The following is a 24,489-nucleotide window of genomic DNA, read 5'->3' on the forward strand; positions in this document are numbered from 1 at the left end:
TGTTGCCAGTTGCGATTCCGGGTGTCGCGCGGCGCCGGGGTGGCGCAGGTGCGAGCAAACACAAAAAGAGCGGCTCAGCGTGAAGCGATCGATCGATAATGCCCGGCGCGGCCGGTTCATGCCACTCGTGCTGGCGGCGATGCTGTCGGCCGGGGCAGCGTGCGCGCCGGCCTCGGCGGAGAGCTACACCGACACGATCGACGCCGGCGACACGCTGGCGGGCAATTTCCTGTCGGCCGTGGTGGCAGCCGCCGCGCGCGACACCAGCGCCGCGGCCTTCTTCTATCGCGAGGCGCTGCGCGACGACCCGCGCAACCCGGAGCTGACCGACCGCGCCTTCGTCTCGCTGCTCGTCGAGGGGTCCTATCCCGACGCGGCGCGGCTGGCCGAGCGGATCGTCGCCCGCGACCAGAACAACGCGCTCGCCCAGCTCACGCTCGGCGTGCGCGACATGCAGGCCAAGCAGTTCCCGAAGGTGCGGGCGCGGCTCGGCAGGTCGGTCAAGAACCGACCGGTCGACTTCACTTCCACGCTGATCGTCGCGTGGTCGTGGCTCGGCTCCGGCAATGCCAAGAAGGCGCTGGAGACGGTCGACTCGATCAAGGGCGAGGCCGGCCTCGCCGCCTTCAAGGATTATCACGCCGGGCTCATCGCCGAACTCGCCGGCAACCAGGCCGAGGCCGGCCGTCGCCTGAAGGCGGCCTACGAGGCGGAGAAGCGGACGCTGCGCATCGTCGACGCCTATGGCCGCTTCCTCTCGCGCCAGGGCAAGCCGGACGAGGCGAAGGCCGTCTATCGCGAGTTCGAGAAGATCCTGCCGCGCCATCCCATCGTCACCTCCGCGCTGGAGCAGCTCGACCAGGGCAAGACGCTGGAGACGCTGGTGCCCAACGCGCAGGCCGGGGCCGGCGAGGTGCTGTTCGGCGTCGGCTCCGCCAGCAACCGGCAGGGCGACGAACTGGCATCGATGTTCTACCTGCGCCTGTCGCTGTGGCTCGCGCCCAACAACGGGCTCGCCTGGATCACGCTGGCCGACATCTACGACCGGCTGAAGCAGATGGAGCGCGCCAACGACACCTATGATTCGGTGCCCGAGGCGTCCCCGCTGCGGCGCGGCGCGCAGGTGCAGGTGGCGCTGAACCTGGAGCAGCTCGACCGCAAGGACGAGGCGGTGGCCCGCCTCGAGGGGCTGGTCGCCAAGCAGCCCAACGACATCGAGGCGCTTACCGCGCTCGGCAACGTCTACCGGTCGCGCAAGGATTTCGCCAAGGCGGCCGAGGCCTATAGCCGGGCCGTGGCGCTGGTCGGCGACAACCCCGACGCCAGCCGCTGGTCGCTGTTCTATTTCCGCGGCATCGCCTACGAGCGCAGCAAGGACTGGCCGAAGGCCGAGGCCGACTTCAAGACGGCGCTGCGGCTCTCGCCGGACCAGCCGCTGGTGCTCAACTACCTGGGCTACACCTGGGTGGACAAGCACATGAACCTCGACGAGGCCTTCCAGATGCTGAAGAAGGCCGTCGACCAGCGGCCGACCGACGGCTACATCGTGGACAGCCTCGGCTGGGCCTATTACCGGCTCGGCCGCTATGACGAGGCGCTGCGCATCCTGGAGCGGGCGATCGAGCTGAAGCCGTCCGACCCGGTGATCAACGACCATCTCGGCGACGCCTACTGGCGCAGCGGCCGCAAGCTCGAGGCGGGGTTCCAGTGGAACCACGCGCGCGACCTCAAGCCCGAGCCGGAGGACCTTCCGCGCATCCTCGAGAAGATCGAGAAGGGCCTGCCGGACGAGGCCAAGCCCGCCGCCGCCGAGGTGAGCGAGACCAAGGCGAATGGCGGCTGAACCGGCCGCCCGCGCCGGGCTCGACCCGTCGCGCGCGCCGGCCAAGGTCAATTTGACGCTGCGCGTGCTCGGCCGCCGCGCGGACGGCTACCACGACCTCGATAGCCTCGTCGCCTTCGCCGGCGCTGGGGACCGTCTGTCCTTCGCGCCGGGGCCGGACTGGGCCATCCGCGTCGAGGGGCCGAGCGCCGCCGACACCGGCGACCCCGCCGACAATCTGGTTCTCAAGGCCGCCCGCGCGCTGGAGGCCCGGTGTCCCGGCCTGCCGCGCGGCAGCTTCCGCCTGACCAAGCGCCTGCCGGTGGCCGCGGGCCTTGGCGGCGGCTCGTCGGACGCCGCCGCCGCGCTGCGCCTGCTCGCCGCGTCCGCCGGCCTGCCTGCGGGGCATGGGGCGGTGGTCGCGGCTGCCGTCGCGACGGGCGCGGACGTCAGCGTCTGCCTCGACCCCAGCGCCCGCATGATGGCGGGGATCGGCGAGCGTGTGGGCGAGAAGCTGGGCCTGCCGCCGCTGTTCGCGGTGCTGGCCAACCCCGGCGTGGCCGCGCCGACTCCTTCGGTGTTCCGGGAACTCGGGTTGCGGCCGGGCCAGCGCCTGCGCGAGGACCCCGGCGCGCCGCCGCCGCGCGGCCGCGCCGCGCTCATGGACTGGCTCGCCGCGCGCGGCAACGACCTCGAAGCGCCGGCGCTGCGCGTCGCGCCGGCGGTCGGCGAGACCCTGGCGGCGCTTCGCGCCACGCAAGGCTGCCGCCTCGCCCGCATGTCGGGCTCGGGCGCAACCTGCTTCGGCCTCTACGACGACTGCCACGCCGCCGCGCGGGCGGCCCGGACTCTGCGCACGCGCCATCCCGGCTGGTGGATCGCGCCCACGCTGCTGCGATAGAGCGGCCCGAGCTGACTGATCGCCCGCTCGGGCGTGAACTCGCTCAGTTGGTGCGGGCGATGCAGAAGTCGACGGCCTCGATCAGCGCGTCCTTCATGTCCCCGTCGGGGAACAACGCCAGCGCGTCGCGCGCCATGGCCCCGTAGTGGCGGGCGCGCTCGATCGTGTCCTCGATGGCCCGGTGCCGCCGCATGATGGCGATGGCCTGCTCGAGATCGCCGTCCTGGATGTCGCCCTGCTCCAGCGTGCGCTTCCAGAAGGCGCGCTCCGCCTCCGTGCCGCGCCGGAAGGAGAGCACGACGGGAAGGGTGATCTTGCCCTCCCGGAAGTCGTCGCCGACCTTCTTGCCGAGCTTGGCGCTGGCCCCGCCATAGTCGAGCGCGTCGTCGACGAGCTGGAAGGCGATGCCGAGATTGGCGCCGTAGCTGCGGCAGCCCGCCTGCTCGTCGCGGTCGCGGCCGGCGATGATGGGGCCGACCTCGCAGGCGGCGGCGAACAGCGCCGCCGTCTTGCCGCGCACCACCGCGAGATACTCGTCCTCGGTGGTCGAGGTGTTCTTGGCGGCGGCGAGCTGCATCACCTCGCCCTCGGCGATCACCGCCGCGGCGGTCGACAGCACGTCGAGCGCGTGCAGCGACCCGACCTCGACCATCATCTTGAAGGCCTGGCCGAGCAGGAAGTCGCCGACCAGCACGCTCGCCTCGTTGCCCCACAGCATCCGCGCGGCGAGCTTGCCGCGCCGCATCTCGCTGCCGTCCACGACGTCGTCGTGCAGCAGCGTCGCCGTGTGCATGAACTCGACGGAGGCGGCGAGCTTGACCGCGCCCTCGCCCTGGCTGCCGCACAGCTCCGCGCAGGCCAGCGTCAGCATGGGCCGCAGCCGCTTGCCGCCGGAATTGACGAGGTGGCGCGCGATCTCGGGGATGAGCTGCACGTCCGAGCCCACGCGGTCGAAGATGAGCTGGTTGACGCGCTCCATCCCCGCGGAGGTCAGGCGCAGGAGAGGGTCAATGCTGGGTGCGGACGGCGATCCGTCCAATGGAATGACAACGCCCACGTCGATCCCCTTCAGGCCCCCGGACCGATCAGCGACGTCCGTCTCGCGGGCGCAAACTGCCATCGCGGCCCCAATTTCGCAACTCGGCCGCTTGTCGCGGAGGCCGCGCCGTCGCAGAGTCGGCGGGGAGGCCCCGTGATCACCCTCGTCCGCACCAACGATATCGTCCTGATCTCCCTCATCGAGGCCCTGTTGCGCGAGGCGCGCGTGCCGTTGTTCGTGGCGGACGCGCATGTCAGCGCGGTGGAGGGCTCGATCGGCGCGTTCCCCCGCCGCGTCATGGTGCCGGAGGATCACGCGGCCCAGGCCCGCCGCCTGCTGCGGGACGCCGGGCTCGGGGCCGAACTCGCGCCCTCCCCCGGGGGATCATGAGCGCCGAGGGCGTCGGCCCACGCGCCGAGCCGGACGTCGAGGGCGCGGGGTGGCGGCGGGACCTGCTGCTGGGCGGCCGTCTGATCCTGCGCCAGCCCGCCCGGGGGCACCGCGCCGGCACGGACGCCGTGCTGCTGGCCGCCGCCGCGCCCGACGGATTTCGCGGCACGCTGGTCGATCTCGGGGCCGGCGTGGGGGCGGTCGGGCTCGCCGTCGCGATCCGCGCGCCGGAGGCCCGCATCCGCCTCGTCGAGATCGATCCCGAAATGGCGGAGGCGGCGCGCGTCAACGCCGCGCTGAACGGTTGCGGAGAGCGGGTCGAGGTGATCGAGGCCGACGCGCTGGCGCCGCACCGGGCGCGCCTCGGAGCCGGCATCGCGGCGGGCGACGCCGATCTGGTGCTCACCAACCCCCCCTTCGCGGAGGGGGCGGCCGGGCGGCCCTCGCCGGACCCGCGCCGTCGGCGCGCCCACGTGATCGGGGAGGGCGGGCTGGACGGCTGGATCAAGGCGGCGGCGGACATGCTTCGCCCGCGCGGCGAGCTGGTCGTCATCCACCGGGCCGACGCCCTGCCGACCCTGCTCGCCGCGATGGCGGGGCGCTTCGGCGGCGTCTCGGCGAGGCCGATCCATCCGCGCGCCGGCGATGACGCGGTCCGTGTCATCGCGCGAGGGGTCAAGGGAAGCCGCGCGCCCTTCGCGCTGCGGCCTGGCCTCGTGCTGCACGGCCCCGACGGGCGCTTCACGCCGGAGGCGGAAGCGCTCCACCGGGGCGAGCGCGTGCTGCGCCCCTAGACGTCACCAGCGCCGGTGGCAGACCCGGCGGGGGCCGTAATAGCCGTACTCGATGCGGCAGGTGACGCGCGGCCGCACGTAGTGGCGGCGGTAATGGTGCCGCCAGCCCCAGCGCGGCCCCCAGCCATGTCGGCGCGGGCCGTGATAATAGCCCCGGTGACGAACCGTCTCGATGGCGCTCGGAGCCTCGCGCTGCAACGCCACGGCGGCGCTGGGCGGGACGGCGGCGGCCTCGGCCGGAAGCGGGGCGGCGGCCCAGACCAAAGTGGCGGCGAGGCCGCAGAGAACCAGACGCAAAACTCTCATGTGATCGACTGCCTCCTGTAGCGTCGGACAGCCGGACAACGCGCCACGCGCCGTTTTTTTCCCGCCTGGCTCTCCGGGAGCCGTGCCTTGACCGGTCCGGACGGCGCTTCTACGGTGCGCCGCTTTCTCGGCCGACCCGGATTTCGCCATGACCGACGCACTGAAGCCGGAACGCTCGTTCCAGGGCCTCATCCTCACGCTGCACCGCTTCTGGGCGGAGCAGGGCTGCGTCGTGTTGCAGCCCTACGACATGGAGGTCGGCGCGGGCACGTTCCATCCGGCGACCACGCTGCGCTCGCTCGGTCCCCGGCCGTGGAAGGCCGCCTATGTGCAGCCCTCGCGCCGCCCCAAGGACGGCCGCTACGGCGAGAACCCCAACCGGCTGCAGCACTATTACCAGTACCAGGTGATCCTGAAGCCCTCGCCGCCGGACCTGCAGGATCTCTACCTGCGCTCGCTGCAAGCCATCGGCATCGACATGAAGCTGCACGACGTGCGCTTCGTCGAGGACGACTGGGAGAGCCCCACGCTGGGCGCCTGGGGGCTCGGCTGGGAGTGCTGGTGCGACGGCATGGAGGTGAGCCAGTTCACCTATTTCCAGCAGGTCGCCGGCGTCGAATGCGCCCCCGTGTCGGGCGAGCTGACCTATGGGCTGGAACGCCTCGCCATGTACGTGCAGGGCGTGGAGAACGTCTACGACCTCAACTTCAACGGGCTCGAGGGCGACGACAAGGTCACCTATGGCGACGTGTTCCTGCAGGCCGAGCAGGAATATTCGCGGCACAATTTCGAGGCGGCGAACACCGCCATGCTGTTCCAGCACTTCAAGGACGCCGAGGAGGAGTGCCGCTCCCTGCTGCGCCAGGGCGAGACGGACGCTGGCCGCCACCTTCTCGCGCTGCCGGCCTACGACCAGTGCATCAAGGCGAGCCACGTCTTCAACCTGCTCGACGCGCGCGGCGTCATCTCCGTCACCGAGCGCCAGAGCTACATCCTGCGCGTGCGCGAGCTGGCCAAGGCCTGCGGCGCGGCCTGGATGAAGACGGAGGCCGGCGGCTTCGCCGGCTGAGCGGCCGGCGCAGCGCCTTGTTCTCGACAGGATCGCCCGCGCTCTTTAAAGCGGAGCGGTCCGTTGCAGCCGGCGCTTCCCCGAGCGCCCGAACCTTCGCGTTGAACCCGCCATGCCCGACCTGCTGATCGAACTCCTGTCCGAGGAAATCCCGGCGCGCATGCAGCGCCGCGCGGCCGAAGACCTCCGGAAGCTCGTCACGGACGCGCTGGTGGAGCGCGGTTGCCTCTACGAGGGCGCGCGCGCCTTCGCCACGCCGCGCCGCCTGGCGCTGCACGTCGTCGGCCTGCCGGCCCGGCAGCCGGACGTGCGCGAGGAGAAGAAGGGCCCGCGCGTCGGCGCGCCGGAGGGCGCGATCCAGGGCTTTTTGAAGAGCGCCGGCCTCGCGGACATCGGCCAGGCGACGGTGCAGTCCGACCCCAAGAAGGGCGAGTTCTACGTCGCGGTGATCGAGAAGCCGGGGCGGCCGACGCCCGAGGTGGTGGCCGAGATCATGCCCGGCATCATCCGCAGCTTCCCGTGGCCGAAGTCGATGCGCTGGGGCGCGCGCTCGGCCGAAGCCGGCGCGCTGCGCTGGGTGCGGCCGCTGCAATCCATCCTGTGCACGTTCGGGCCGGAAACGGAGACGCCCGAGGTGGTGGCCTTCGAGGTCGACGGCGTGCGCGCCGGCGACGTCACGCGCGGCCACCGCTTCATGGCCCCGTCGCACTTCACGGTTCGCCGCTTCGAGGACTACGAGGCGGCGCTCCACCGCGCCTTCGTCGTGCTCGACGCCGACCGGCGCAAGGAGATCATCCTCGCGGACGCCCGCAACCTCGCCTTCGCGCGGGGCCTGGAGCTTGTCGAGGACGAGGGATTGCTGGAGGAGGTGGCCGGGCTGGTCGAATGGCCGACGGCGCTGGTCGGCTCGTTCGACGCGGCCTTCCTCGCCATCCCGCCCGAGGTGGTGCGCGCCACGATCCGCGCCAACCAGAAGTGCTTCGTGCTGCGCGATCCGGCGACCGGCGCGCTCTCCAACCACTTCATCCTCGTCGCCAACATCGAGGCGAGCGACGGCGGCGGGAAGATCGTCACCGGCAACGAGCGCGTCGTGCGCGCCCGCCTCTCCGACGCCCGGCATTTCTGGGAGACCGACCAGCGGCCGCTGCCGGACTACGCCGACAAGGCGGGCAAGCCGCTCGACCAGCGCCTCGCCAAATTGCGCGCGCTCGACATCGTGTTCCACGAGAAGCTCGGCACGCAGGGCCAGCGGATCGACCGCCTGATGGCGCTGGCGCGCGAGCTCGCGCCGCTCGTCGGGGCGCAGCCCGAACTCGCCGCCCGCGCGGCCGAACTCGCCAAGGCCGACCTCGTCACCGAGATGGTCGGCGAGTTTCCCGAGGTGCAGGGCCTGATGGGCCGCCGCTACGCCGATCTGCAGGGCGAGCACGCCTCCGTGGCCGCCGCGCTGGAGGAGCACTACAAGCCGCAGGGTCCCAGCGACCGCGTGCCCACCGACCCGGTGTCCGTCGGCGTCGCGCTCGCCGACAAGCTCGACACGCTGGTCGGCTTCTGGGCCATCGACGAGAAGCCCACCGGCTCCAAGGACCCCTACGCGCTGCGCCGCGCCGCGCTGGGCGTGATCCGCCTGGTGCTGGAGAACGGGCTGAGGCTACGGCTCGTGGACGCCTTCGCGGCGGCGGTCGCGAAGCTCGGCGCGGTGGGGGCGGCCCCGCAGGGGCTGGGCGCCGACCTCCTCTCCTTCTTCCACGACCGGCTGAAGGTCTATCTGCGCGACAAGGGCGCGCGGCACGACCTGATCGACGCGGCCCTGGCCGCCGGCGACGGGGCGGCGCAAGACGACCTGCTGATGATCGTGCGCCGGGTGGAGGCGCTGGGCTCCTTCCTCGACAGCGAGGACGGGGCGAACCTGCTGGCCGGCTACAAGCGCGCCGCCAACATCCTGCGCATCGAGGAGAAGAAGGACGGGGTCGGCTACGCCGAGCCGGTCGACGCGCACCTGCTGCGGGACCGCGGGCTGCCCGAGGAGAGGGTGCTGGCGGAGGTGCTCGATGTCGCCGAGCGGCACGCCCGCGAGCATGTCGGGCGCGACGACTTCGAGGGCGCGATGGCGGCGCTGGCGCAGCTGCGGCCGGCCGTGGACGCGTTCTTCGACAAGGTGACCGTGAACGATCCCGACCCCGCCCTTCGCGCCAACCGGCTGCGCCTGCTGGGGCGGCTTCGCGAGGCGACGCGGGCCGTCGCCGATTTCTCGCTCATCGGCGGCTGAACGCGCGCGAACCGGCGCGCTTGTCGCGCCGGGACGCCCTCAGTCGAAAACGCGGTCGCCCTGCTGGTCGACGATCTGCTGCCCCTTGGTGATCGAGAACGACTCGGCCTCGCCCCGGCTGCCGTGCTTCTCGGCCCGGATGAAGCGGTGCTGCTTCGTCTCGCCGCCGAAATCCTTCTCGATGACGCCGGCCGTCTGGTACTGGCCGCCTTCCGCGAAGGGCGTCGCGATGATGCGGTAGCCCTTGTATTCGACGGGGTCCGAGGCGCTTTCGGCGGCGGGACCGCCCGTTCCGCCGGTGAGTCGCGCCCACAGGGATTTCAGCATGGATCGTCCGCTCCGCTCTCCGGCCGCCTGCTTCGGGCGGCGCCTCCGGTGTCGGAGCCATCATAGGGCATCGCCGCCGCCGCGTCGCGCCCCGCTCAGGACACCGAGTCGCCGACGGTGTCGTCCTCCATCGGCGGCGGCGACGGGTTGGTGGTGACCAGGGCGCGGCGCTCTGGCTCGATCTGCGCCGCGTAGGCGTTGGCCGCCTCGGGCGTCTCGAACACGCGCGGCGTCGCGCGCACGTAGCGCGGCGGGTCGCCCTGCTGGCAGTCGAGACAATGGACGAAGTAAGGCATGGGAGGCCTCCTCGTGCGGATGTCTTCTGTCCTGCCCCCGCGTGCTGACCTGTCGCGAGGGGGCGCGAGGTCAAGTCCCCACGTTATCGCATGGCGGCCCAATAAGCGACCCGACGGGGCGATCCGCGCTTGCGATCCACGGAGGGGACGGCTATAACGCCGCCCGTCAGACATGGCGGAGCGTAGCGCAGCCTGGTAGCGCACCTCGTTCGGGACGAGGGGGTCGAAGGTTCAAATCCTTTCGCTCCGACCATCTGACCTTCTTCGACGGAAAAGCGGGCGGCCTCGGGCCGCCCGTTTTCGTTTCGGCGACCGCTGGCGGGCAGCCGCCGGCGCCGGCTGACGACTCGGCCTTGCGATAAGTCAAGGCGCAACTTTGGCGTGAAAAAAGTTTGCGCTACGCCAAAGAGTCTAATGAAGAATAGCTGTAGTTGTAAAATTCGATTCTTGCTCGCAAGTAGGGATTCGTGAATCTACACGGTTTGTTTATTGCTGAGCAGTACAGTTTCACATCGCACTCGGCTGTTGAAGTACATTTTTCGCAGCCTCGCGCGGAGGACGTTCGTGCAAGTCATTTCATCGAACACAGCAGACATCTGGGCGCCCCCCGCTCCGCCTCAACAAGTGCTCATATTCAAAGTGGGAGAGCAGACCTTCGGGATCCCCGTCGATCTGGTCCGCGAGATCAAGTGCTGGCAGAAGGCCACCGCCTTGCCGGATGCGCCGCCCTACATGCTCGGCGTCATCAACCTGCGCGGCCAGGTCATCCCGATCTACGATCTCGCCGCGCGGCTGGGCCGGAACTCCGGCGAAAAGGCGGCCGCGAGCGTGGTGATCGTCGTCGAAGACGATTCTCGCCAGTTCGGCATCCTCGCCGACTCCGTCTCCGACATTCTCGACCTCTCGCCGGAGAGTATCCGGCGAACTCCCGTCGGCGAGGACGCCGACGGTCTCATCGAAGCGCTCGTCGTCCGCGATGACGACGTCGTCCCCCTGCTTCGCATCTCTGCCATCGCTACCGAGTGACACATCATGATTGGCAAAATGCGTATCGGCCATAAGCTTGCATTGCAGGCTGGATGCGGCGTCGCCCTCCTCGCGGCGCTCATGGGCGTCCAGCAATGGTCCTTCTCCACCATCGGCGGACTGGGCGACCTCCAGTCGCGCACGTCGACCGTCATCGAGACCGTCGTCATGCTCGGCGCCGAAGTCTCGACGGTCCAGGCGCTGAACCGCGGCATTCAGCTCTCGAAGAATTCCGAGGAACTCGCCAAGGCCATGGACGCGGTTCCGGCAACCGCCAGCGCGGCCAACGCCGCCGTCGACCGGGCGCTCGCGCGGGCGGGCATTCCCGAAAACAGGGCGCGGCTGAACAAGGCCAAGGAGATCCTGGCCGACTACCTGGCCGCCGTGGCCGAAATCGGCGCGGTTCATACCGAGCGCCTGGCGCTTCGGCGCGAGCAGATGGAGCTTGCGGCGGCGTGGGACAAGCGGATGGGCGCGCTGGTCGAAACCGGACTTCCGGCCACGTTGCCGGGGCGACTCGAGATCGAACGCGACCTCGTGGATCTGGACGCCCATCTGAAGAGCTCGCGCACGGCGATGTGGCGCTTTGAGGCCACTGGCGACAAAGGGCTGCTCGGCGCCATCAACACCCAGCTGAGCGGCGCCGCGACCGCGCTCACCGACGTCCGGGGCCGGCTCGCCGACGCCGCGCTGCTGCGCGAGGTGGACGAGTTGCATGGAACCCTTGGACGCCTGCAGGACGTGATGACACGTCAGGTTCACGCGACCGAGAGGGAAATGGCCGTGGTGACGCAGAAGAGCACGCCCCTTCGCGAGAAGCTGACCGCCCTGATCGACGAAACCCGCGTGACGGCCCGCGAGCGCAACGACGCCGCCAGCCGCGAGCTCGAGGCGTCGATCCGCAACGCCACGATGAGCGGGCTCCTGCTCGGCGCGCTGGCGCTGCTCGTGATGGTGGGAACGGCGGTGTCGACGACGCTGTCCGTGGCGCGCCCGATCCGCCGTATCGCGGACATCCTGTCGCAGCTCGCTTCGGGCCGGCGCGATGTCGAGGTGCCCTATGCGAATCGCGCCGACGAGGTCGGCGACGCCGCCAAGGCGGCGGAGGCGTTCCGTGTCAGCCTCGTGCGGACGGACGAGCTGGAGGCGGAGGAACGCGCCCAGGCGGAGCAGCGCGCCGCCCAGGCTGCCGAAATGGCGGCCGTGGTGCGCGAGGTCGGCGTGGTCGTCGAAGCCGCTGCCCAGGGCGATTTCGGCTTGCGCGCCGAGGTCCGGACCAGCCAGCCCGAACTCGGCAAGCTCGTGGAGAGCGTCAACCAGATCAACCAGATCGTGGATGCCGCCACTGGCGACTTCGCCGAGGTGCTGGGCGCCGTCGCCCAGGGCGACCTCACCCAGACGGTCCGCGCGCCCTATTCGGGCCGCCTCGAGGAGCTGAAGACCGCCATCAACACCACGGTCGTGCGCCTCGCCGAGACCGTGACGGTGATCCAGGCGACCACCGTCGACGTCAACAACGCCGCCGGCGAAATCAATGTCGGCGCGGACGACCTCTCGCGGCGGACGGAAGGGCAGGCAGCCTCGCTCGAGGAGACCGCCGCGACCACCGAGCAACTGGCCGCGTCCGTCAAGGCCAGCGCCAGCGCCTCCCGCCGCGCGGTGGGCCTGGCGGAAGAGGCGATGAGCGTCGCCGAGCAGGGGGGTGGCGTTGTCCGCGAAGCGGTCGAGGCGATGAGCCGCATCGAGGCCGCGTCGCAGCGCATCTCGGCGATCACCTCGGTCATCGACGACATCGCGTTCCAGACCAACCTGCTGGCGCTCAACGCGGCCGTCGAGGCGGCGCGGGCCGGCGAGGCGGGCAAGGGCTTCGCGGTCGTCGCCTCGGAGGTCCGCACGCTGGCGCAGCGCTCCAGCGAAGCGGCCAAGGACATCACCGGGCTGATTTCCTCCTCGGCGGCCGAAGTGGCGCAGGGCGTGAGGCTCGTCCGCTCCGCCGGCGATACGCTGGAGCAGATCGTCTCGGCGTCGGTCAAGGTCTCGGAGACGGTGGGCGAGATCTCGTCCGCCGCCGCCGAGCAGGCCAACGGCATCGAGGAGATGAGCCAGACCATCGCGCACATGGACGAGATGACGCAGCAGAACGCCGCGCTGGCCGAGCAGAGCGCCGCGTCCGCCACCTCGCTGACGGGGCAGATCCGCAAGCTCGACGAGCTTGTCGCCGCCTTCAAGACGGACGCGCGCATGAAGCAAGCGGTGCGCCCGGACGCGCCGCAGCGGCTCCAGGACCTCGCCAAGTCGGCATTCTCCGGGCCGCGTCCCACTTCGGGCGAACCGCGCCGCAGGGTCGCCGTCGGCGGCGGACGGACGGTCCAGGCGGGCGACTGGAGCCAGTTCTAGAAGCGACGCCATCCGGGGCGGCGCCGCCGCCCCTTGAGTCGATCCGAGCCGCCGGGCGCGACGCGTCCCGGCGGTCCGGCGTTTCAGGGCAGGTGGAACATGTCGACCAGCGGCACGGCGACGGGGGAGCCGTCCGGATTGCTGCGCATGATGTCCTTCATGAAATCCCACCAGCGCCGCATGACGGGATGGGACGGCAGGTCCGCCATGCGGTGGTCGTCGGTGCGCTCGAGATAGCCGAACAGCACGCCGGTCTCCTCGTCGAGGAAGATCGAATAGTTCGACACGCCGCTGTCGCGAAGCAACGCGGCCAGCTCCGGCCAGATCTCGTCGTGCCGCTTGCGGTATTCGGCGCTGCGCCCCGGGTTCAGGAACATCTTGAAGGCGTGCCGCTGCATGGTGTCCTCCGCCGCCGGGCCGTCGCGGCCCGGGCGCGCTTCAGCCGAAACGAAAAAGGGCCGCCCTCGCGGACGGCCCCTGTTCAGGAGAGGGACGACGGGTAGCCCGTCGCCCGATCAATCCTCGAGTTCGATGGCGTCCGCCTGCGGACCCTTCTGGCCCTGCACCACGGTGACGCGGACCTTCTGGCCCTCGACGAGGTCGCGCAGGCCGGCGCGCTGCAGCACCGAGACGTGCACGAATACGTCCTTGCCGCCGCCCTGGTCGATCTGCACGAAGCCGAAGCCCTTCTCGCCGTTGTACCAGCGGACCGTGCCGCTGTGCGTCTCGCCGGGGCCGCGCGGGGCGAAGCCGCCGCCACCGCCGCCGCCACCACCGCCGAAGTCGCTGCGCTCGCGGCGCTGGAAGCCGCCGCCGGCGCGCGGGGGCTCCGCCGTCGACGTGTCGACGCTGATGATCTCGGTGACCTGCGCGCCCTTCTGGCCCTGGCCGACGCGCACACGCAGCGTCGTGCCCGAATCCATCGAGCTGTAGCCCGAGGCCTCGACGGCGCGGCCCGGAAGGAACGCGTCGCCCGTGCCGTCATCCAGCGTCACGAAGCCAAAGCCCTTGTCGGACTTGAACCACTTCACTGTGGCTCCGACCTCAGGGCCTGCCTGCACCGGGGCCCTGGGGACATACCCCCCCGAGACGGGGCCGCGGTCGCGGCTGGGGGCGAAATTCTCTTCGTCGAAAGAGCGGCGACGCCGCTCCCAATTGTTCCGGTCTTTGTTCATCGTCAGCCACTGGAGGTCGGGAGACGACTCAGTGGCACATCGGATGCCATGATGTCTAGAAGCAACGTGGCCGTATTGCGTCCGCAACTGCTTTTTTTTTCATGTTCCGAACGGAATCCGGCGGGTCCTCGATTTGCCGAGGTCATGCTCGCCGCGCGCGATGGCGAGAAACAATGGCGGGGCGCGCGCCACGCGGGAGCCGCAACGAAAAACGGCGCCCCGCGGGCGCCGTCGTTCGGGTGAGTGTTGGGCCGCAGGCTCAGCCGCGGCGGCGGTCCGCCACCGACCACAGGGCCGGCACCAGCACCGCGCCGAGCGCCGTCTTCAGCGCCGTGGCGAGGAAGAACGGGGCGACGCCGCCGGCCCAGGCGGCCGTGGGGCCGACCAGCGTGGCCAGCCAGCCATAGCCGAAGGCGAAGATCGCGAGGTGGCCGATCGTCATGGCGGCAAGCATGCCGAGCAGCGAGCGGCCGAGGCCGCGTTCGCACAGCCAGCCGACGATCGCCGCGCCGGCGAGGAAGCCGACCAGGAAGCCACCCGTCGGGCCCATCATGTAGGCGAGCCCGATGCCGCGCTCCGGCGTGTCGGCGAACACGGGCAGTCCGAGCGCGCCTTCCAGCAGATAAAGGGCCACGGTGGCCGCGCCGAGGCGCGAGCCGTAGGCCGCGCCCAGCATCAGCACCACCAGCGTCTGCATCGTCATCGGCACCGGGTAGAAGGGCACCTTCAGCTTGGCCGAGAGCGTCAGCAGCGCCGTGCCCGCGACGGCGAGCAGCACGGCGCGAAGCACGCCGCCGAGGTCGGCGCGCGCCGGCCAGATCGCGGAAACAAGCGTGGTCGAAGACGGTTGAACGGCCATGAGAAAGCCTTTCGCGGCAGACGGGGACCCGGAGAGGTCGCCCCTCTCCTTTATGCAATGACTTTCCCCGTATAGGGTCTCGCGCGAAACGCCACAAGTGGCCCCGCCCTCCGACATCCGGCGGACAGCAGCATGAGCGACGACATTCCCTTCGAGCGCAATTTCGACAGTCCGGCCGGGACGATGGAGACCGTGAGCCCGCTCGTGCGGCGCATGGTGGCGGGCAATCGCGGCCCGTTCACCTTCACCGGCACCTGCACCTACGTAGTGGGGCGCGGCGACGTGGCGGTGATCGACCCCGGCCCGGAGGACAGCGGCCATATCGCCCGCCTGCTCGCCGCGCTCCAGGGCGAGCACATCGGCCGAATCGTGGTCACCCACACCCATCGCGACCATTCGCCCGGCGCGCGCCTGCTGCGCGCGGCCACCGGCGCGCCGATCGTCGGCTGCGGTCCGCACCGGCCCGCGCGCCCGCTGCACGCCCACGAAACGGGTGGCGGGGAGGGCGGCGGCGACCGCGACCATGTCCCCGACACCGAACTGGCCGACGGAGAGCGGATCGAGGGCGACGGCTGGACACTTGAGGCGGTCGCCACGCCGGGCCACACGGCCAACCATCTCGCCTTCGCTCTGCCCGAGGAGAACGCCCTGTTTTCGGGCGACCACGTGATGGCGTGGTCCACCACCGTCGTCGCGCCGCCGGACGGGGCGATGGGCGACTACATGGCCTCGCTGGCGCGGCTCGGCGCGCGCCCCGAGGAGGTGTACTGGCCGGGCCATGGCGGGCCGGTGACGAACCCGCAGCGTTACGTGCGCGCCCTGGCGCACCACCGTCGGCAGCGCGAGGCCTCGATCCTCGACCGGCTCGCCGCCGGCGACACACGCGTCGCCGAGATCGTGCCCCGGCTCTACGAGGGCCTCGCCCCGGCGCTGCTGGGCGGCGCGGCGATGTCGGTGCTGGCCCATATCGAGGACCTCGTGGCGCGCGGCGTCGTGGAGTCCGACGGGCCGCCCTCCCTCGGCTCGCGCTTCGAGCTGCGCTGAGACGGTCAGCGCGCGTCGGCGAGATCCTCCACCGCCTGCAGGAAGGCGGCGATTCGCCGCGCGTTCTGCCCGAAGTCGTGCGTCGCCACGCGGGAGGCGGAGCGCACGTCGATCCGCGTTCCGGCGGCGGTCGGCCGCAGGCGAACCGTCACGTCCTCCGGAAAGCGCAGGGCGGGCGAGAAGTCGATCGCCTCCAGCCGGCCCGCGCCGATGCGTCCGCCGGGCGCGCTGCTCTCGATCACCTGCCAGCCGCGCTGGTTGGCGGCCTTCAGCACGATGCCGAAGCTGTCCTGCGGCGTCAGGTCCAGCACGAGGGGCTGGATCTGCGGATAGGCCGAGCGCTGCGCGGCGCGCAGGCCGGCGGGGGCCTCGGGCGGCACGTGGCCGGACCGCATCTCCAGCGCGCGCCGCGAGCGCGAGAAGGACGGCGGGTCGGCGATGTCGGTGCTGACATCAGAGAGGCGCGGCAGGCGCAGCGCCTGCGCCGCCAGATAGCCCGGGTAGAGCGCCAGCAGCACCGCCAGGAACAGCCCGCCGAGCGCCTTGCCGAAGCCCGGCCGCCCCTCGCGCCAGATCGCCACGAAGGCGACGCCCGACAGCGCAACGGCGACGGCCGCCATCAGCAGGCCCGCGCCGAGCACCGTCACGGCGGCGGCCGGCTCGATGCGCCCCAGCCGCGACAGCGCCGCCGCGATGCCCGTCACGACGAGCGCGAACACGGCGATTCGGCGGCTCCAAAGGGCGGCGAGAGAAGGCGGGCGGTCGACAACGAGGCGGCGCATGCGGACAGCCTAGACCAAGCGTCCGAAAGCGGGGCGAATTTTTCGCGACGCCCCGTCCGGATTGCGACAAGACGCCTCAGCGCGGAACCGGAGCCGGGGCTCGCGCGTCGGCGCGCGGTTCGGTCGCGGGCACGCCCCGGTTGCGGAGCCCGGCGCTCCCGGCATAGCCTTGGCCGGACCTGAAGCCACTCGACACGGGCCGGCGGGAGCGCGCGCCGATGACAATCGATCCGCAAGCAAGCGTGCTGCGCACATGGTTTCGCTTCCTGCGCCTGCACCGGCGGATCACGGCCCGGGCGGCGCAGGAGTTCCGCGAACTCGGCCTGTCGATCCCGCAGTTCGACGTGCTCTCCACCCTGTCCGAGCAAGAGGGCCTGAGCCAGCAGGAACTCGCCGAGCGGCTCTACGTCACCAAGGGCAACGTCTCCGGGCTGATCGACCGCATGGCCGCGCAGAAGCTCGTCGAGCGCCGCGCCATCCCGGGCGACCGGCGCTCCAACGCGCTCTACCTGACGCCGGAGGGCCGCGCCCTCACCGAGAAGGGGCTGGCCTTGCAGCGCCGGCTGGTCGGCGCGACTCTGGGCGGGCTGGAGCCGGGGGAGGTCGAGGCGCTGGACGTTCTGCTGGTCGCCTGGCGCGACCGGGTGCGCGCCCTCTCGGGGCCGGAGGCCTGAGCCGGGCTCAGCCGGCCCGCCGCTCCGTCTCGGCGCGCGCGCCGAGGCCGCGCAGGAACGCCGGCAGTTGCGCGATGGATTCCACCACGTAGTCGGCGTGCGGCTCCAGCTCGTCCCGCGGCGCCGGTCCGGTGAGCACGGCGATGGACACCGCGCCGGCGGCGCGCGCGGCGTGCAGATCGTGCGTGCTGTCGCCGATCAGCGCCACCTCGGCGGGCGACGCGCCGATGGCGCGGGCGAAGCCCAGCACCATGCCGGGCTCGGGCTTCCCGCCGTGGCCGCTGTCGTAGCCGACGACGTAGTCGAGATGCGGCGCGAGGCCCATCGCCTCCGCCTGCACCAGCGCGGACGCCTCGGCGTCGTTGGTGGCGATGCCGAGCCGGTAGCCGTCTTGCGCCAGCTCAGCCAGCACCGCCAGGGGTTCGCCGATGGGCGAGAGCTTTTGCAGGCCCCAGTGCTTGAACAGGTCGTCCATCTCGGCGTGCAGCTCCGCGCCGTTTTCGCGGCCCAGCACTTGCGCCCACAGCGCGCCGTAGCTCTGCGACGAGCCCGCCACGAGGGGCGACGTGCGCAGGAAGCGGCGCTCCTCGATGATGAAGTGGTTGGCCTCCGCCAGCGCGCGGAACCGCGCCTCGTCCCCCTGCGCCATGATGCGCATGACCTCGTAGGCCGCGGGTCCCCACGTCCTGTCGAAATCGATCAGCGTCCCGTCCTTGTCGAACAGAAGACCCTTGAGGGCTGGGGCGGGCATGGCGGGCTCCGGTTGCGGTCGCCCACCCTTAGCGCGACCGGCCCGGCAAGGCGAGCGGTCGAGGGCGGGGCGGACCCCGCCCGGCTCAGCGGCCGCTGCCGAAGGAGGTCGGTCCGTAATCGTTGTAATACTCGTCGTTCTGGAAGCCGCCGCCATTGGCCGGCCGCGAGGTCTGCACGCAGGCGGCCACCGTCGCGGCGATCGCCAGGCCCGCGCCGATGCGCGCCGCCATCTTGGCCCAGGTCCGCGCCTTCGCGCCTACGCTCCGCATGATCGTGCTCCGTTTCGGAAGGCGCTCCGAGGGTTGCGCAACTTCCAGTTTTGTCCGGCCTTTGGTTGCAGGATCGGTTGAAACCGTCAAGACCGTGATTGACCGGATGCGCCCGGCGATGTGGCCGGCGCGGCGCACGGCGATGTGATGGTCGGCGCGACCGGGCCGTGGCAGACTGGTCCGCCACCATCTGGGAGGACCCGCGATGTCGACGCCGATCGTCTACGGACCCGATTACAGCACCTATGTGCGGACCGTGCGCATGGTGTTCGCCGAGAAGCCGGCCGACTACCGGCTGGAGCCCGTCGACCTCCTGTCGGGGCAGGGGCGGCAGTCGGCCCATCTCGGCCGCCATCCCTTCGGCAAGGTGCCGGCGTTCGAGCACGACGGCTTCGCCTTCTACGAGACCAGCGCCATCGCGCGCTACGTGGACCAGGTCTTTCCCGGCCGCCGGCTGCAGCCGGCCGACGCCCGCCAGGCCGCGCGCATGAACTGGGCCATCGGCCTGCTCGATTCCTACGGCTACGGCGCGATCGTCGGCAAGATCGTGTGGCAGCGGCTGATCACGCCCATGACGGGCGGAACCTGTGACGAGTCCATCGTCGAAGCCGCGAGGCCCACAGCCGCCACCTGCCTCGCGGAACTGGACCGCATCAAGGGCTCGGACCCGTGGCTCGCCGGCGGCGACCTGACGCTCGCCGACCTCTGGCTCGCGCCGATCATGGCCTATTTCTCGATGACGCCCGACTTCGCGCGGATGATGGAGCCATGCCCCGGCCTGCGCGCGTGGTGGGACACCATGGCCCAGCGGCCCTCGCTGGCGTCCACGCAGCCCCGCCTGGGCTGACGCGCCGGCGCTCGCTGCGGGAGCGACCTCCCGCCCGCCGGGCCGGCGGGTCGCCGCGCGGTTCGTCATCGAAGGCCGGCTTGCCGAAGGGAAGGGCGGAGCCGGCTCGAGCCCGTCGATCGTGTGTAAGGCCAGGGACGGAAATGGCCGGTGGATGCCCGCGTCGGGGCTGTTGCGCCGCCGCCGGGCATTCCCTATTTTGCGCCGCGACGGCGCGCCGTCGACACTGGGGCGTCGCCAAGTGGTAAGGCAGCGGATTTTGATTCCGCCATACGGAGGTTCGAATCCTCCCGCCCCAGCCAAAACCTGAACAAGAGCGCAAGTTAAAGAACTTGATGATCTCACATATGCGCGCTCGCAGTTCCGATTCCAGATCGCCAGCACGCCAATACGTGTCTATCAAGCTCTATAGACGATTATGCCGAGATGGGGGCGTACTCCGACGGTTGAGGCTGGTTGTTCATTCGTCAGAAGGCTCCTAACTATTAGAATGGCAGATCGTCGTCGAGTTCTTTCAACACTTCGTCGAGAACAGCATCTGATCCCATTGCCCTGCGTCGGGCCAGTTCATGTATGTCCTCCATCAAGCGATAGTAGGAACCATTTTCCTCGAATATATCGTCATCTGTGAAACTATCAACAACGACTCCCTCATTATTGATAATTTGCATGGTGTAGTCCATTACGTCTTCTAGTCTAGAGTTGTCGGAAGATATTATTCTCACGGAACTATTTGAGAAGGCTACTTGAAACGCATTTATCGCGGCAGTTTCTTCCCACGCCAAACTACCTTCTACCGTTTTTCTGTGGAGGGCCTTCACAAGTCGCTTCTGCTTTTCCATGTTCACGGCAGATCACCCCACTTCAACTTTATTTCTTCGAGCATCGCAGTAAGGCGATCTATGTCGCCGGACACTATTTTATTGAACTTAACAGAATCTAGGGACGCAGTAGTCTTTAGTCCGCGCTCGACTTTGCTCTCAATGTCGAGAAGATTGCTGATGGTCGACTGTATCGCGCTCTTTCCTTCTTCGCTAAGGTGTTGGTTTGCTGCTCGTAACCCAACAAGAACTTTCCTTAGTTCACTGTATTTGTCCGGGAGTATCAGCCAGTGCTCCGTCCGATGAATTCGTTTTACCTCCTCCAACGACGAGATTACGCTAGAAAAACTTGAAACTGTCTCAAATAATTTTATATTGTTCCGAGTCTGAATTGATGCCTGCGCAGCCATCTCTGCGGCAGTACGTGAGCGTCTTACCCCTATAAATGTTACAATGAACCCTATGACAGAAATGAACACGCCAGCTATGCTCGCTAGATCGCCCAGTCGTTGCTCAGCAATAAAGGTGAGGATCTGCCCGTACATGCTCGTTTCGTCGGAATACAGTTGAATTTACAAAAAAAGTTTGGGCGCACAGAGGCTGTTTCTATTTCTGCTCTTGCAGATCGACAGTGTGGCATGATGCCTCATGTTCGAACTTATGACGTGCTCACCCACCTAGACGTAACATTAATTACTATACCAGCACATCTAAATCTTCCCACCGCATTTCGCGCCCCATCTGTCAGAGGATGCCCACGCCTCCTTCAACGTGGCAAGCGACCTGCATAAGTGATCATAGATGCCGGGTAGCTTCCTAGGCGACCTTATCAAATGTGCTGGCGACTCTGCTAGATGTCGCGCCACTGCAATCGATAGCCGTTTCGCCCCTTATCGACTGCGAGCGAGTGATGCGCGGGGCCGAATCGGTGGGAGTTCGTACCTGTGTTTGAAGATGAAGTCCTGGTCCGGCGAGACCGGCGAGGCACCCCTCCGCTTGACAAAGGTCCGGAACGGCGTCGCGCCGGACGGCTCGGCCTCGCTGCTCGACGCGGTTAGCCGCGCGGCGGAAGTCGTGAACTCGCCGCACTACCCCATGCCGTGCTCGGTCATCGCGCCCACCAAGGAGGAGCGCGACAGCATCCTGAGCCAGCGTCACGTCCGGCTGGTGGTCGACCTCGCGCGATCGGCTGAAGTCACCTTCGTCAGCATCGGCTCGATGGCGGAGGACGCGCCGCTGGTTCGCGACGCCTTCGCCACCCTGGCCGAGGTGCGCGCGATGATCGCCGCCGGGTCCGCCGGCGAATTCACCGGCTGGGCCTAAAGACGACGGGGAGTTCATCAAAGGCCTCACCAACGACCGCGTCCTCGGCGGACAGCCCGTGCGGGACTCCGGGAAGCGCGTGATCGGGGTCTCAATGGAGGCCGGCCGCCTGCGGGCCATCCGCGGCGCGATCCGCGGCCGACTGACCAACTCCCCCGTCACCGCCTCCGCGTTGGCGCCGCGCCTGCTGGGCCAGGCTCGGCGAGGGAGACGCGGGCTTCGAAGCCGTCGGGCCGGTCGGTCGCCGGGGAGTGCAGCGTCAGGCGGGCGCGGGCGCCGCGCGCGATGGCGTCGGCGATGGCGAGGCCGAGGCCGGAGCCCCGGGCCGAGGTCGGCCCCCGCTCGAACGGCTTGGTGAGCGAGGCGAGGCGGTCGGCGGGCACGACCGGGCCCGCGCTGACCACGCGCAGCACGCCGTCCGAAGCCAGCGAGACGCGGACCGGCTCGTCCGGCGCGCCGTGGCGCGCGCCGTTCTCGACGAGGTTGCGCACCAGGATCGATAGCGCGTCGGGATCGAGGCGGGTGAGCACCGGCGCATCCGGCAGCTCCAGCATGAGGCGGTCGCCGAGACCGGTGGAGCGGCGCAAATCGTCGGCGATCACGCGCAGGACGGGGACGCAGTCGGCCGGCTGTTCGGTGAGCAGCCTCCCGCCTTCGGCGCGCGCCAGCTGCATCAGCTTCTCGGCGAGACGCGCCAGCCGGCGCATCGTGTCCTCGACCTGCAAGGCGCGCTCGCGCGTCGCGTCGTCATGGGTCTCGGCCAGCAGGCGCTGCGTCTGCGCCAGGGCGGCGGCGATGGGCGTGCGCAACTCGTGCGCGCTGCGGGCGGCGAAGTTGCGCTCCGCGTCGAGCGCGCGGCGCAGGCGCTCCATCAGCTGGTCGATCGCCGCGGCGATGGGCTCGATTTCGGTCGGCAGGCCGTCCGCGCCGAGCGGGCGCAGGTCGCCGCCGCCGCGCGTCTCGATCTCGGCGCACAGGCCGCGCACGGGGGCCATGCTGGCGCGCACGAGCAGCCATGCGCCGACGAAGCCGAGCGGCACGAGCACGAGGAGCAGCGGCATGGCGAGCGCCCGCGCCGCCTGCGCCACCGCGTGCCGCCGCCCTTCCAGCGGCTCCGCCATGACGATGGTGAGCGAACCCTGCAAGGCGGTCTCGGCGTAGTAGCGGGCGGCGTGGGTGGACGAGAAGCCGAGCGGCGGATGGTCGGGGAAGTCCGCGGCGTCCGCGTCGTGCGATTGCAGCACCGTGCGTCCGGCCTCGTCGCGCACCACGTAGGCGACGCGCTCGCGGTGCGGCTCCGCCGAGGCGACGCGCTGCGCGCCGCCTTCGCCCCGGTCGATGATCTCCATCACCGCGAGCGGCAGGATGCGCTGGGCGGTCTCCTGCAGGGCGCTGTCGAACACCTCGTCCATCCGCCGGCGCAGCGCCTCGAGCGCCGCCACGCTGGCGGCGATCCACAGCAAGGCGAGCCCCAGGCACAGGCCGAGCGCGAGCCGGCCCTGGATCGAGCGCGGGAGGGGGATCCTCATGGCGAGGCCAGCCGGTAGCCGAGCCCGCGCACCGTCTCCAGCACGTCCGCGCCGAGCTTCTTGCGCAGCCGGCTGACATGCGCCTCGATGGCGTTGCTGTCGACCTCCTGCTCGAAGGAATAGAGCCGTTCCTCGAGCTGCGCCTTCGACAGGATCGCGCCCTTGCGCTGCACGAAGGCCTCGAACAGCGACCACTCCCGCGCCGTCAGCGGCACGTCGACGCCGGCCCGGCGCACGCTGCGCGCCGCGAGGTCGACGGTGAGATCGCCGATGCGCACCAGCGGATTCGGGTTGCCGTGGTAGCGCCGCGACACCGCGCCGACCCGCGCCGACAGCTCCGACAGGTCGAACGGCTTGACGAGGTAGTCGTCGGCCCCCGCGTTGAGGCCGGCGATGCGGTCGGAGATCTGGTCCAGCGCCGTGAGGATGACCACCGGCGTGGTGTCGCCGGCCTTGCGTAGGGCGCGCAGAAAATCGAGGCCGCGCCCGTCGGGGAGCATCAGGTCGAGCAGCACCAGCTCGTAGGGGGCGAGGCCGAGATGGTCGCGCGCCGCGTCGAGCCGCGTCGCCCAGTCCACCGAGTGCCCGTCCGCCACGATCTGGTCGCGGACGGCCGCCCCCAGCGCCGTGTCGTCTTCGATCAGCAAGATGCGCATTCGCCACCCTTCGCGCCGTCAGGCTGCGCCCCGGGGCTGACGGCAGCCTGACGACGATTGTGGTCCGGCGTCAGGGCCGCGTCAGCTTGGCGGTCCAGTCTGTCGCCGTCACACAAACCGGAGCTGCGCCATGAAGGCAAGAACACTGATCGCGACGACGGGCCTCCTGGGCGTCGGAATCGCCGGCGCGGCGCTCGCCGACGAGCGCTGCAACGTCCGCATCGCCGACTGGCGTCCCCGCAGCGCGCTCGTGCAGATGGCCGAGACGATGGGCTGGACGGTGCAGCGGATCAAGACGGACGACGGCTGCTACGCCATCCAGGCCGTCGACCGCGAAGGCCGCGAGATCCGCGCCAAGGTCGACCCCGCCAGCCTGGCCGTGCTGTCGACGCGGCAGATGCGCGAGCGCCACGGGGACGGCGACGACGACGAGCGCGGCGAGCGCACCCGTGGCCGCCGCGAGCATGGTGACCGCGCCGAGCGCGGCGAGGGCGGCGAGCGCCGGGGCGGTCCCGCCGCCGCGGCCGCGCCCGAGGACCCCAATGCGCCGCCGCCCGCCAACGGCCTGATGAAGTCGCGCCCCAAGGCGCAGGTCCAGTAGGCCGCCCCCGACAATACAAACAGCAAGGACACCGCCATGAACCGTCTTCTTCCCGTCGCGGCCGCCGCCGCGGCGTTCGCCGCCCCTTCGCTTGCGCAGGCGCGCCCCGTCACCTTCGAGGTGAAGATGAAGCCCTACGGGGGCGACGGCGCGTATGTGGTCCTCTACGTCACCGACAAGGCGGGCGCCTACAAGGGCACGCTGTGGATGGCCGGCGGCAAGTCGAAGTTCTACCGCCACCTCGCCGACTGGCAGCGGCTCTCGGGCGGAGCGATGGCCGAGCTCGACGGCATCACCGGCGCCAGCGTCGGGGCCGGGCGCACGCTCAGCGTCACCGTCGACCTCGCCGACACGCTGATCGACGGCGGCTTCGAGGTCCACGTCGACACCTCCGTCGAGAACATGCGCGACAACCCCTCCGAGGTCGTAGCCCCGCTGACCTCCGCCGGGGCCGGCAAGCCGGTCGGCGGGCGCGGCTACGTCCAGACCTTCGTCTACAAGCTCTCCTGAGTCATCCGCC

At 70.0% G+C, this 24,489-nt stretch carries 28 protein-coding genes and 2 tRNA genes; 16 read left to right on the forward strand and 14 right to left on the reverse strand.

Going from position 1 to position 24,489, the window contains the following annotated elements:
- Positions 1–79 precede the first annotated feature (79 nt).
- Positions 80–1,843 (forward strand): tetratricopeptide repeat protein, encoded by a 1,764-nt coding sequence (locus tag NK718_RS12130; protein ID WP_254742416.1) that lies wholly within the window; start codon positions 80–82, stop codon positions 1,841–1,843.
- Entirely contained in the window at positions 1,833–2,723 is an 891-nt protein-coding gene (locus tag NK718_RS12135) for a 4-(cytidine 5'-diphospho)-2-C-methyl-D-erythritol kinase (protein ID WP_254742419.1), read from the forward strand. The genes NK718_RS12130 and NK718_RS12135 overlap by 11 nt, the downstream gene beginning before the upstream one ends.
- A gap of 43 nt (positions 2,724–2,766) precedes the next feature.
- Here NK718_RS12135 and NK718_RS12140 read toward each other — a convergent pair whose 3' ends face one another.
- Positions 2,767–3,780 carry a polyprenyl synthetase family protein gene (locus NK718_RS12140; RefSeq protein WP_254742422.1) on the reverse strand — a complete coding sequence of 338 codons (1,014 nt, stop codon included), beginning with the start codon at positions 3,778–3,780 and terminating at the stop codon, positions 2,767–2,769.
- A 135-nt stretch (positions 3,781–3,915) separates the two neighbouring features.
- On the opposite strand from NK718_RS12140, the gene NK718_RS12145 reads away from it, so the two are divergent.
- Together NK718_RS12145 and NK718_RS12150 are read left to right on the forward strand one after the other, a co-directional pair.
- Entirely contained in the window at positions 3,916–4,152 is a 237-nt protein-coding gene (locus NK718_RS12145) for a putative signal transducing protein (RefSeq protein WP_254742425.1), read from the forward strand.
- Positions 4,149–4,946: a tRNA1(Val) (adenine(37)-N6)-methyltransferase gene (locus NK718_RS12150; protein WP_254742428.1), complete on the forward strand. Its 798-nt coding sequence runs from the start codon at positions 4,149–4,151 to the stop codon at positions 4,944–4,946. Before NK718_RS12145 ends, NK718_RS12150 begins: the two co-directional genes overlap by 4 nt.
- Before the next feature lie 3 nt (positions 4,947–4,949).
- Here the strand turns inward: NK718_RS12150 and NK718_RS12155 are convergent, their stop codons facing one another.
- Positions 4,950–5,252, reverse strand: a complete 303-nt coding sequence (locus tag NK718_RS12155; protein ID WP_254742431.1) for a hypothetical protein — start codon at positions 5,250–5,252, stop codon at positions 4,950–4,952.
- Positions 5,253–5,400: 148 nt separating this feature from the next.
- Here NK718_RS12155 and NK718_RS12160 point away from each other — a divergent pair, with 148 nt between their 5' ends.
- Both NK718_RS12160 and glyS read left to right on the forward strand, forming a co-directional pair.
- Entirely contained in the window at positions 5,401–6,321 is a 921-nt protein-coding gene (locus NK718_RS12160) for a glycine--tRNA ligase subunit alpha (RefSeq protein WP_254742434.1), read from the forward strand.
- Between the two features lie 112 nt (positions 6,322–6,433).
- Positions 6,434–8,590, forward strand: coding sequence for a glycine--tRNA ligase subunit beta (gene glyS, locus NK718_RS12165; RefSeq protein WP_254742437.1), 2,157 nt, complete (start codon positions 6,434–6,436; stop codon positions 8,588–8,590).
- Between the two features lie 39 nt (positions 8,591–8,629).
- Here glyS and NK718_RS12170 read toward each other — a convergent pair whose 3' ends face one another.
- Entirely contained in the window at positions 8,630–8,917 is a 288-nt protein-coding gene (locus NK718_RS12170) for an HlyU family transcriptional regulator (protein ID WP_254742440.1), read from the reverse strand.
- Positions 8,918–9,012: 95 nt separating this feature from the next.
- Positions 9,013–9,213, reverse strand: a complete 201-nt coding sequence (locus NK718_RS12175) for a hypothetical protein (protein WP_254742443.1) — start codon at positions 9,211–9,213, stop codon at positions 9,013–9,015.
- A gap of 176 nt (positions 9,214–9,389) precedes the next feature.
- Between NK718_RS12175 and NK718_RS12180 the strand changes: the two genes are divergently transcribed.
- The 3 genes from NK718_RS12180 to NK718_RS12190 all read left to right on the forward strand — a co-directional run bounded on the left by NK718_RS12180 (position 9,390) and on the right by NK718_RS12190 (position 12,636).
- A tRNA-Pro gene (locus NK718_RS12180) sits at positions 9,390–9,466 on the forward strand.
- Between the two features lie 311 nt (positions 9,467–9,777).
- Positions 9,778–10,239 carry a chemotaxis protein CheW gene (locus NK718_RS12185; RefSeq protein WP_254742446.1) on the forward strand — a complete coding sequence of 154 codons (462 nt, stop codon included), beginning with the start codon at positions 9,778–9,780 and terminating at the stop codon, positions 10,237–10,239.
- Positions 10,240–10,257: 18 nt separating this feature from the next.
- Positions 10,258–12,636 carry a methyl-accepting chemotaxis protein gene (locus NK718_RS12190; protein WP_254742449.1) on the forward strand — a complete coding sequence of 793 codons (2,379 nt, stop codon included), beginning with the start codon at positions 10,258–10,260 and terminating at the stop codon, positions 12,634–12,636.
- An 83-nt stretch (positions 12,637–12,719) separates the two neighbouring features.
- On the opposite strand, the gene rhaM is transcribed toward NK718_RS12190, so the two are convergent.
- The 3 genes from rhaM to NK718_RS12210 all read right to left on the reverse strand — a co-directional run bounded on the left by rhaM (position 12,720) and on the right by NK718_RS12210 (position 14,670).
- On the reverse strand, positions 12,720–13,034 hold the full coding sequence (gene rhaM, locus NK718_RS12195) for an L-rhamnose mutarotase (protein WP_254742452.1): 315 nt from the start codon (positions 13,032–13,034) through the stop codon (positions 12,720–12,722).
- A gap of 117 nt (positions 13,035–13,151) precedes the next feature.
- Positions 13,152–13,667 carry a cold-shock protein gene (locus NK718_RS21965; protein WP_371877273.1) on the reverse strand — a complete coding sequence of 172 codons (516 nt, stop codon included), beginning with the start codon at positions 13,665–13,667 and terminating at the stop codon, positions 13,152–13,154.
- A gap of 403 nt (positions 13,668–14,070) precedes the next feature.
- Complete coding sequence (locus NK718_RS12210; protein WP_254742455.1) at positions 14,071–14,670, reverse strand: biotin transporter BioY; 600 nt, start codon at positions 14,668–14,670, stop codon at positions 14,071–14,073.
- A gap of 132 nt (positions 14,671–14,802) precedes the next feature.
- On the opposite strand from NK718_RS12210, the gene NK718_RS12215 reads away from it, so the two are divergent.
- Entirely contained in the window at positions 14,803–15,714 is a 912-nt protein-coding gene (locus NK718_RS12215) for an MBL fold metallo-hydrolase (protein ID WP_254742458.1), read from the forward strand.
- Positions 15,715–15,719: 5 nt separating this feature from the next.
- Here the strand turns inward: NK718_RS12215 and NK718_RS12220 are convergent, their stop codons facing one another.
- Positions 15,720–16,496 (reverse strand): DUF1499 domain-containing protein, encoded by a 777-nt coding sequence (locus NK718_RS12220; protein WP_254742461.1) that lies wholly within the window; start codon positions 16,494–16,496, stop codon positions 15,720–15,722.
- 218 nt (positions 16,497–16,714) lie between these two features.
- Between NK718_RS12220 and NK718_RS12225 the strand changes: the two genes are divergently transcribed.
- Complete coding sequence (locus NK718_RS12225; RefSeq protein WP_254742464.1) at positions 16,715–17,170, forward strand: MarR family winged helix-turn-helix transcriptional regulator; 456 nt, start codon at positions 16,715–16,717, stop codon at positions 17,168–17,170.
- Positions 17,171–17,177: 7 nt separating this feature from the next.
- On the opposite strand, the gene NK718_RS12230 is transcribed toward NK718_RS12225, so the two are convergent.
- A complete protein-coding gene (locus tag NK718_RS12230) occupies positions 17,178–17,921 on the reverse strand; it encodes an HAD family hydrolase (RefSeq protein ID WP_254742467.1) in 744 nt (247 codons plus the stop codon).
- Positions 17,922–18,006: 85 nt separating this feature from the next.
- Positions 18,007–18,192 (reverse strand): hypothetical protein, encoded by a 186-nt coding sequence (locus tag NK718_RS12235; RefSeq protein WP_254742470.1) that lies wholly within the window; start codon positions 18,190–18,192, stop codon positions 18,007–18,009.
- A 205-nt stretch (positions 18,193–18,397) separates the two neighbouring features.
- On the opposite strand from NK718_RS12235, the gene NK718_RS12240 reads away from it, so the two are divergent.
- Both NK718_RS12240 and NK718_RS12245 read left to right on the forward strand, forming a co-directional pair.
- Positions 18,398–19,039: a glutathione S-transferase family protein gene (locus tag NK718_RS12240; RefSeq protein WP_254742473.1), complete on the forward strand. Its 642-nt coding sequence runs from the start codon at positions 18,398–18,400 to the stop codon at positions 19,037–19,039.
- Between the two features lie 227 nt (positions 19,040–19,266).
- Positions 19,267–19,341 (forward strand) — tRNA-Gln (locus NK718_RS12245).
- A gap of 183 nt (positions 19,342–19,524) precedes the next feature.
- Here NK718_RS12245 and NK718_RS12250 read toward each other — a convergent pair.
- Both NK718_RS12250 and NK718_RS12255 read right to left on the reverse strand, forming a co-directional pair.
- Positions 19,525–19,722 carry a hypothetical protein gene (locus NK718_RS12250; RefSeq protein WP_254742476.1) on the reverse strand — a complete coding sequence of 66 codons (198 nt, stop codon included), beginning with the start codon at positions 19,720–19,722 and terminating at the stop codon, positions 19,525–19,527.
- A gap of 161 nt (positions 19,723–19,883) precedes the next feature.
- Complete coding sequence (locus NK718_RS12255; protein WP_254742479.1) at positions 19,884–20,405, reverse strand: hypothetical protein; 522 nt, start codon at positions 20,403–20,405, stop codon at positions 19,884–19,886.
- Between the two features lie 451 nt (positions 20,406–20,856).
- On the opposite strand from NK718_RS12255, the gene NK718_RS12260 reads away from it, so the two are divergent.
- Positions 20,857–21,183 carry a sugar-binding domain-containing protein gene (locus NK718_RS12260; protein WP_254742482.1) on the forward strand — a complete coding sequence of 109 codons (327 nt, stop codon included), beginning with the start codon at positions 20,857–20,859 and terminating at the stop codon, positions 21,181–21,183.
- Positions 21,184–21,341: 158 nt separating this feature from the next.
- Here NK718_RS12260 and NK718_RS12265 read toward each other — a convergent pair whose 3' ends face one another.
- Together NK718_RS12265 and NK718_RS12270 are read right to left on the reverse strand one after the other, a co-directional pair.
- Positions 21,342–22,706: a sensor histidine kinase gene (locus NK718_RS12265; protein ID WP_371877275.1), complete on the reverse strand. Its 1,365-nt coding sequence runs from the start codon at positions 22,704–22,706 to the stop codon at positions 21,342–21,344.
- A gap of 2 nt (positions 22,707–22,708) precedes the next feature.
- Positions 22,709–23,368: a response regulator transcription factor gene (locus NK718_RS12270; protein WP_254742488.1), complete on the reverse strand. Its 660-nt coding sequence runs from the start codon at positions 23,366–23,368 to the stop codon at positions 22,709–22,711.
- A 130-nt stretch (positions 23,369–23,498) separates the two neighbouring features.
- Here NK718_RS12270 and NK718_RS12275 point away from each other — a divergent pair, with 130 nt between their 5' ends.
- Both NK718_RS12275 and NK718_RS12280 read left to right on the forward strand, forming a co-directional pair.
- The gene (locus NK718_RS12275) at positions 23,499–23,969 is read left to right on the forward strand and encodes a PepSY domain-containing protein (RefSeq protein WP_254742491.1); all 471 of its coding nucleotides are present in this window, start codon (positions 23,499–23,501) and stop codon (positions 23,967–23,969) included.
- A 36-nt stretch (positions 23,970–24,005) separates the two neighbouring features.
- The gene (locus NK718_RS12280; RefSeq protein ID WP_254742494.1) at positions 24,006–24,479 is read left to right on the forward strand and encodes a DUF2271 domain-containing protein; all 474 of its coding nucleotides are present in this window, start codon (positions 24,006–24,008) and stop codon (positions 24,477–24,479) included.
- Positions 24,480–24,489 lie beyond the last annotated feature (10 nt).

This window comes from Alsobacter ponti (genome assembly GCF_024294805.1).
GTDB lineage: Bacteria > Pseudomonadota > Alphaproteobacteria > Rhizobiales > Beijerinckiaceae > Alsobacter > Alsobacter ponti.

Bases quoted from the DNA above. Each gene is read 5' to 3' on its own strand.
- NK718_RS12135 (WP_254742419.1), top strand. From the start codon at position 1,833: ATGGCGGCTGAACCGGCCGCCCGCGCCGGGCTCGACCCGTCGCGCGCG.
- NK718_RS12150 (WP_254742428.1), top strand. From the start codon at position 4,149: ATGAGCGCCGAGGGCGTCGGCCCACGCGCCGAGCCGGACGTCGAGGGC.
- NK718_RS12155 (WP_254742431.1), bottom strand. From the start codon at position 5,252: ATGAGAGTTTTGCGTCTGGTTCTCTGCGGCCTCGCCGCCACTTTGGTC.
- NK718_RS12160 (WP_254742434.1), top strand. From the start codon at position 5,401: ATGACCGACGCACTGAAGCCGGAACGCTCGTTCCAGGGCCTCATCCTC.
- glyS (WP_254742437.1), top strand. From the start codon at position 6,434: ATGCCCGACCTGCTGATCGAACTCCTGTCCGAGGAAATCCCGGCGCGC.
- NK718_RS12170 (WP_254742440.1), bottom strand. From the start codon at position 8,917: ATGCTGAAATCCCTGTGGGCGCGACTCACCGGCGGAACGGGCGGTCCC.
- NK718_RS12175 (WP_254742443.1), bottom strand. From the start codon at position 9,213: ATGCCTTACTTCGTCCATTGTCTCGACTGCCAGCAGGGCGACCCGCCG.
- NK718_RS12190 (WP_254742449.1), top strand. From the start codon at position 10,258: ATGCGTATCGGCCATAAGCTTGCATTGCAGGCTGGATGCGGCGTCGCC.
- rhaM (WP_254742452.1), bottom strand. From the start codon at position 13,034: ATGCAGCGGCACGCCTTCAAGATGTTCCTGAACCCGGGGCGCAGCGCC.
- NK718_RS12210 (WP_254742455.1), bottom strand. From the start codon at position 14,670: ATGGCCGTTCAACCGTCTTCGACCACGCTTGTTTCCGCGATCTGGCCG.
- NK718_RS12215 (WP_254742458.1), top strand. From the start codon at position 14,803: ATGAGCGACGACATTCCCTTCGAGCGCAATTTCGACAGTCCGGCCGGG.
- NK718_RS12220 (WP_254742461.1), bottom strand. From the start codon at position 16,496: ATGCGCCGCCTCGTTGTCGACCGCCCGCCTTCTCTCGCCGCCCTTTGG.
- NK718_RS12225 (WP_254742464.1), top strand. From the start codon at position 16,715: ATGACAATCGATCCGCAAGCAAGCGTGCTGCGCACATGGTTTCGCTTC.
- NK718_RS12230 (WP_254742467.1), bottom strand. From the start codon at position 17,921: ATGCCCGCCCCAGCCCTCAAGGGTCTTCTGTTCGACAAGGACGGGACG.
- NK718_RS12235 (WP_254742470.1), bottom strand. From the start codon at position 18,192: ATGCGGAGCGTAGGCGCGAAGGCGCGGACCTGGGCCAAGATGGCGGCG.
- NK718_RS12240 (WP_254742473.1), top strand. From the start codon at position 18,398: ATGTCGACGCCGATCGTCTACGGACCCGATTACAGCACCTATGTGCGG.
- NK718_RS12250 (WP_254742476.1), bottom strand. From the start codon at position 19,722: ATGGACTACACCATGCAAATTATCAATAATGAGGGAGTCGTTGTTGAT.
- NK718_RS12255 (WP_254742479.1), bottom strand. From the start codon at position 20,405: ATGTACGGGCAGATCCTCACCTTTATTGCTGAGCAACGACTGGGCGAT.
- NK718_RS12270 (WP_254742488.1), bottom strand. From the start codon at position 23,368: ATGCGCATCTTGCTGATCGAAGACGACACGGCGCTGGGGGCGGCCGTC.
- NK718_RS12275 (WP_254742491.1), top strand. From the start codon at position 23,499: ATGAAGGCAAGAACACTGATCGCGACGACGGGCCTCCTGGGCGTCGGA.
- NK718_RS12280 (WP_254742494.1), top strand. From the start codon at position 24,006: ATGAACCGTCTTCTTCCCGTCGCGGCCGCCGCCGCGGCGTTCGCCGCC.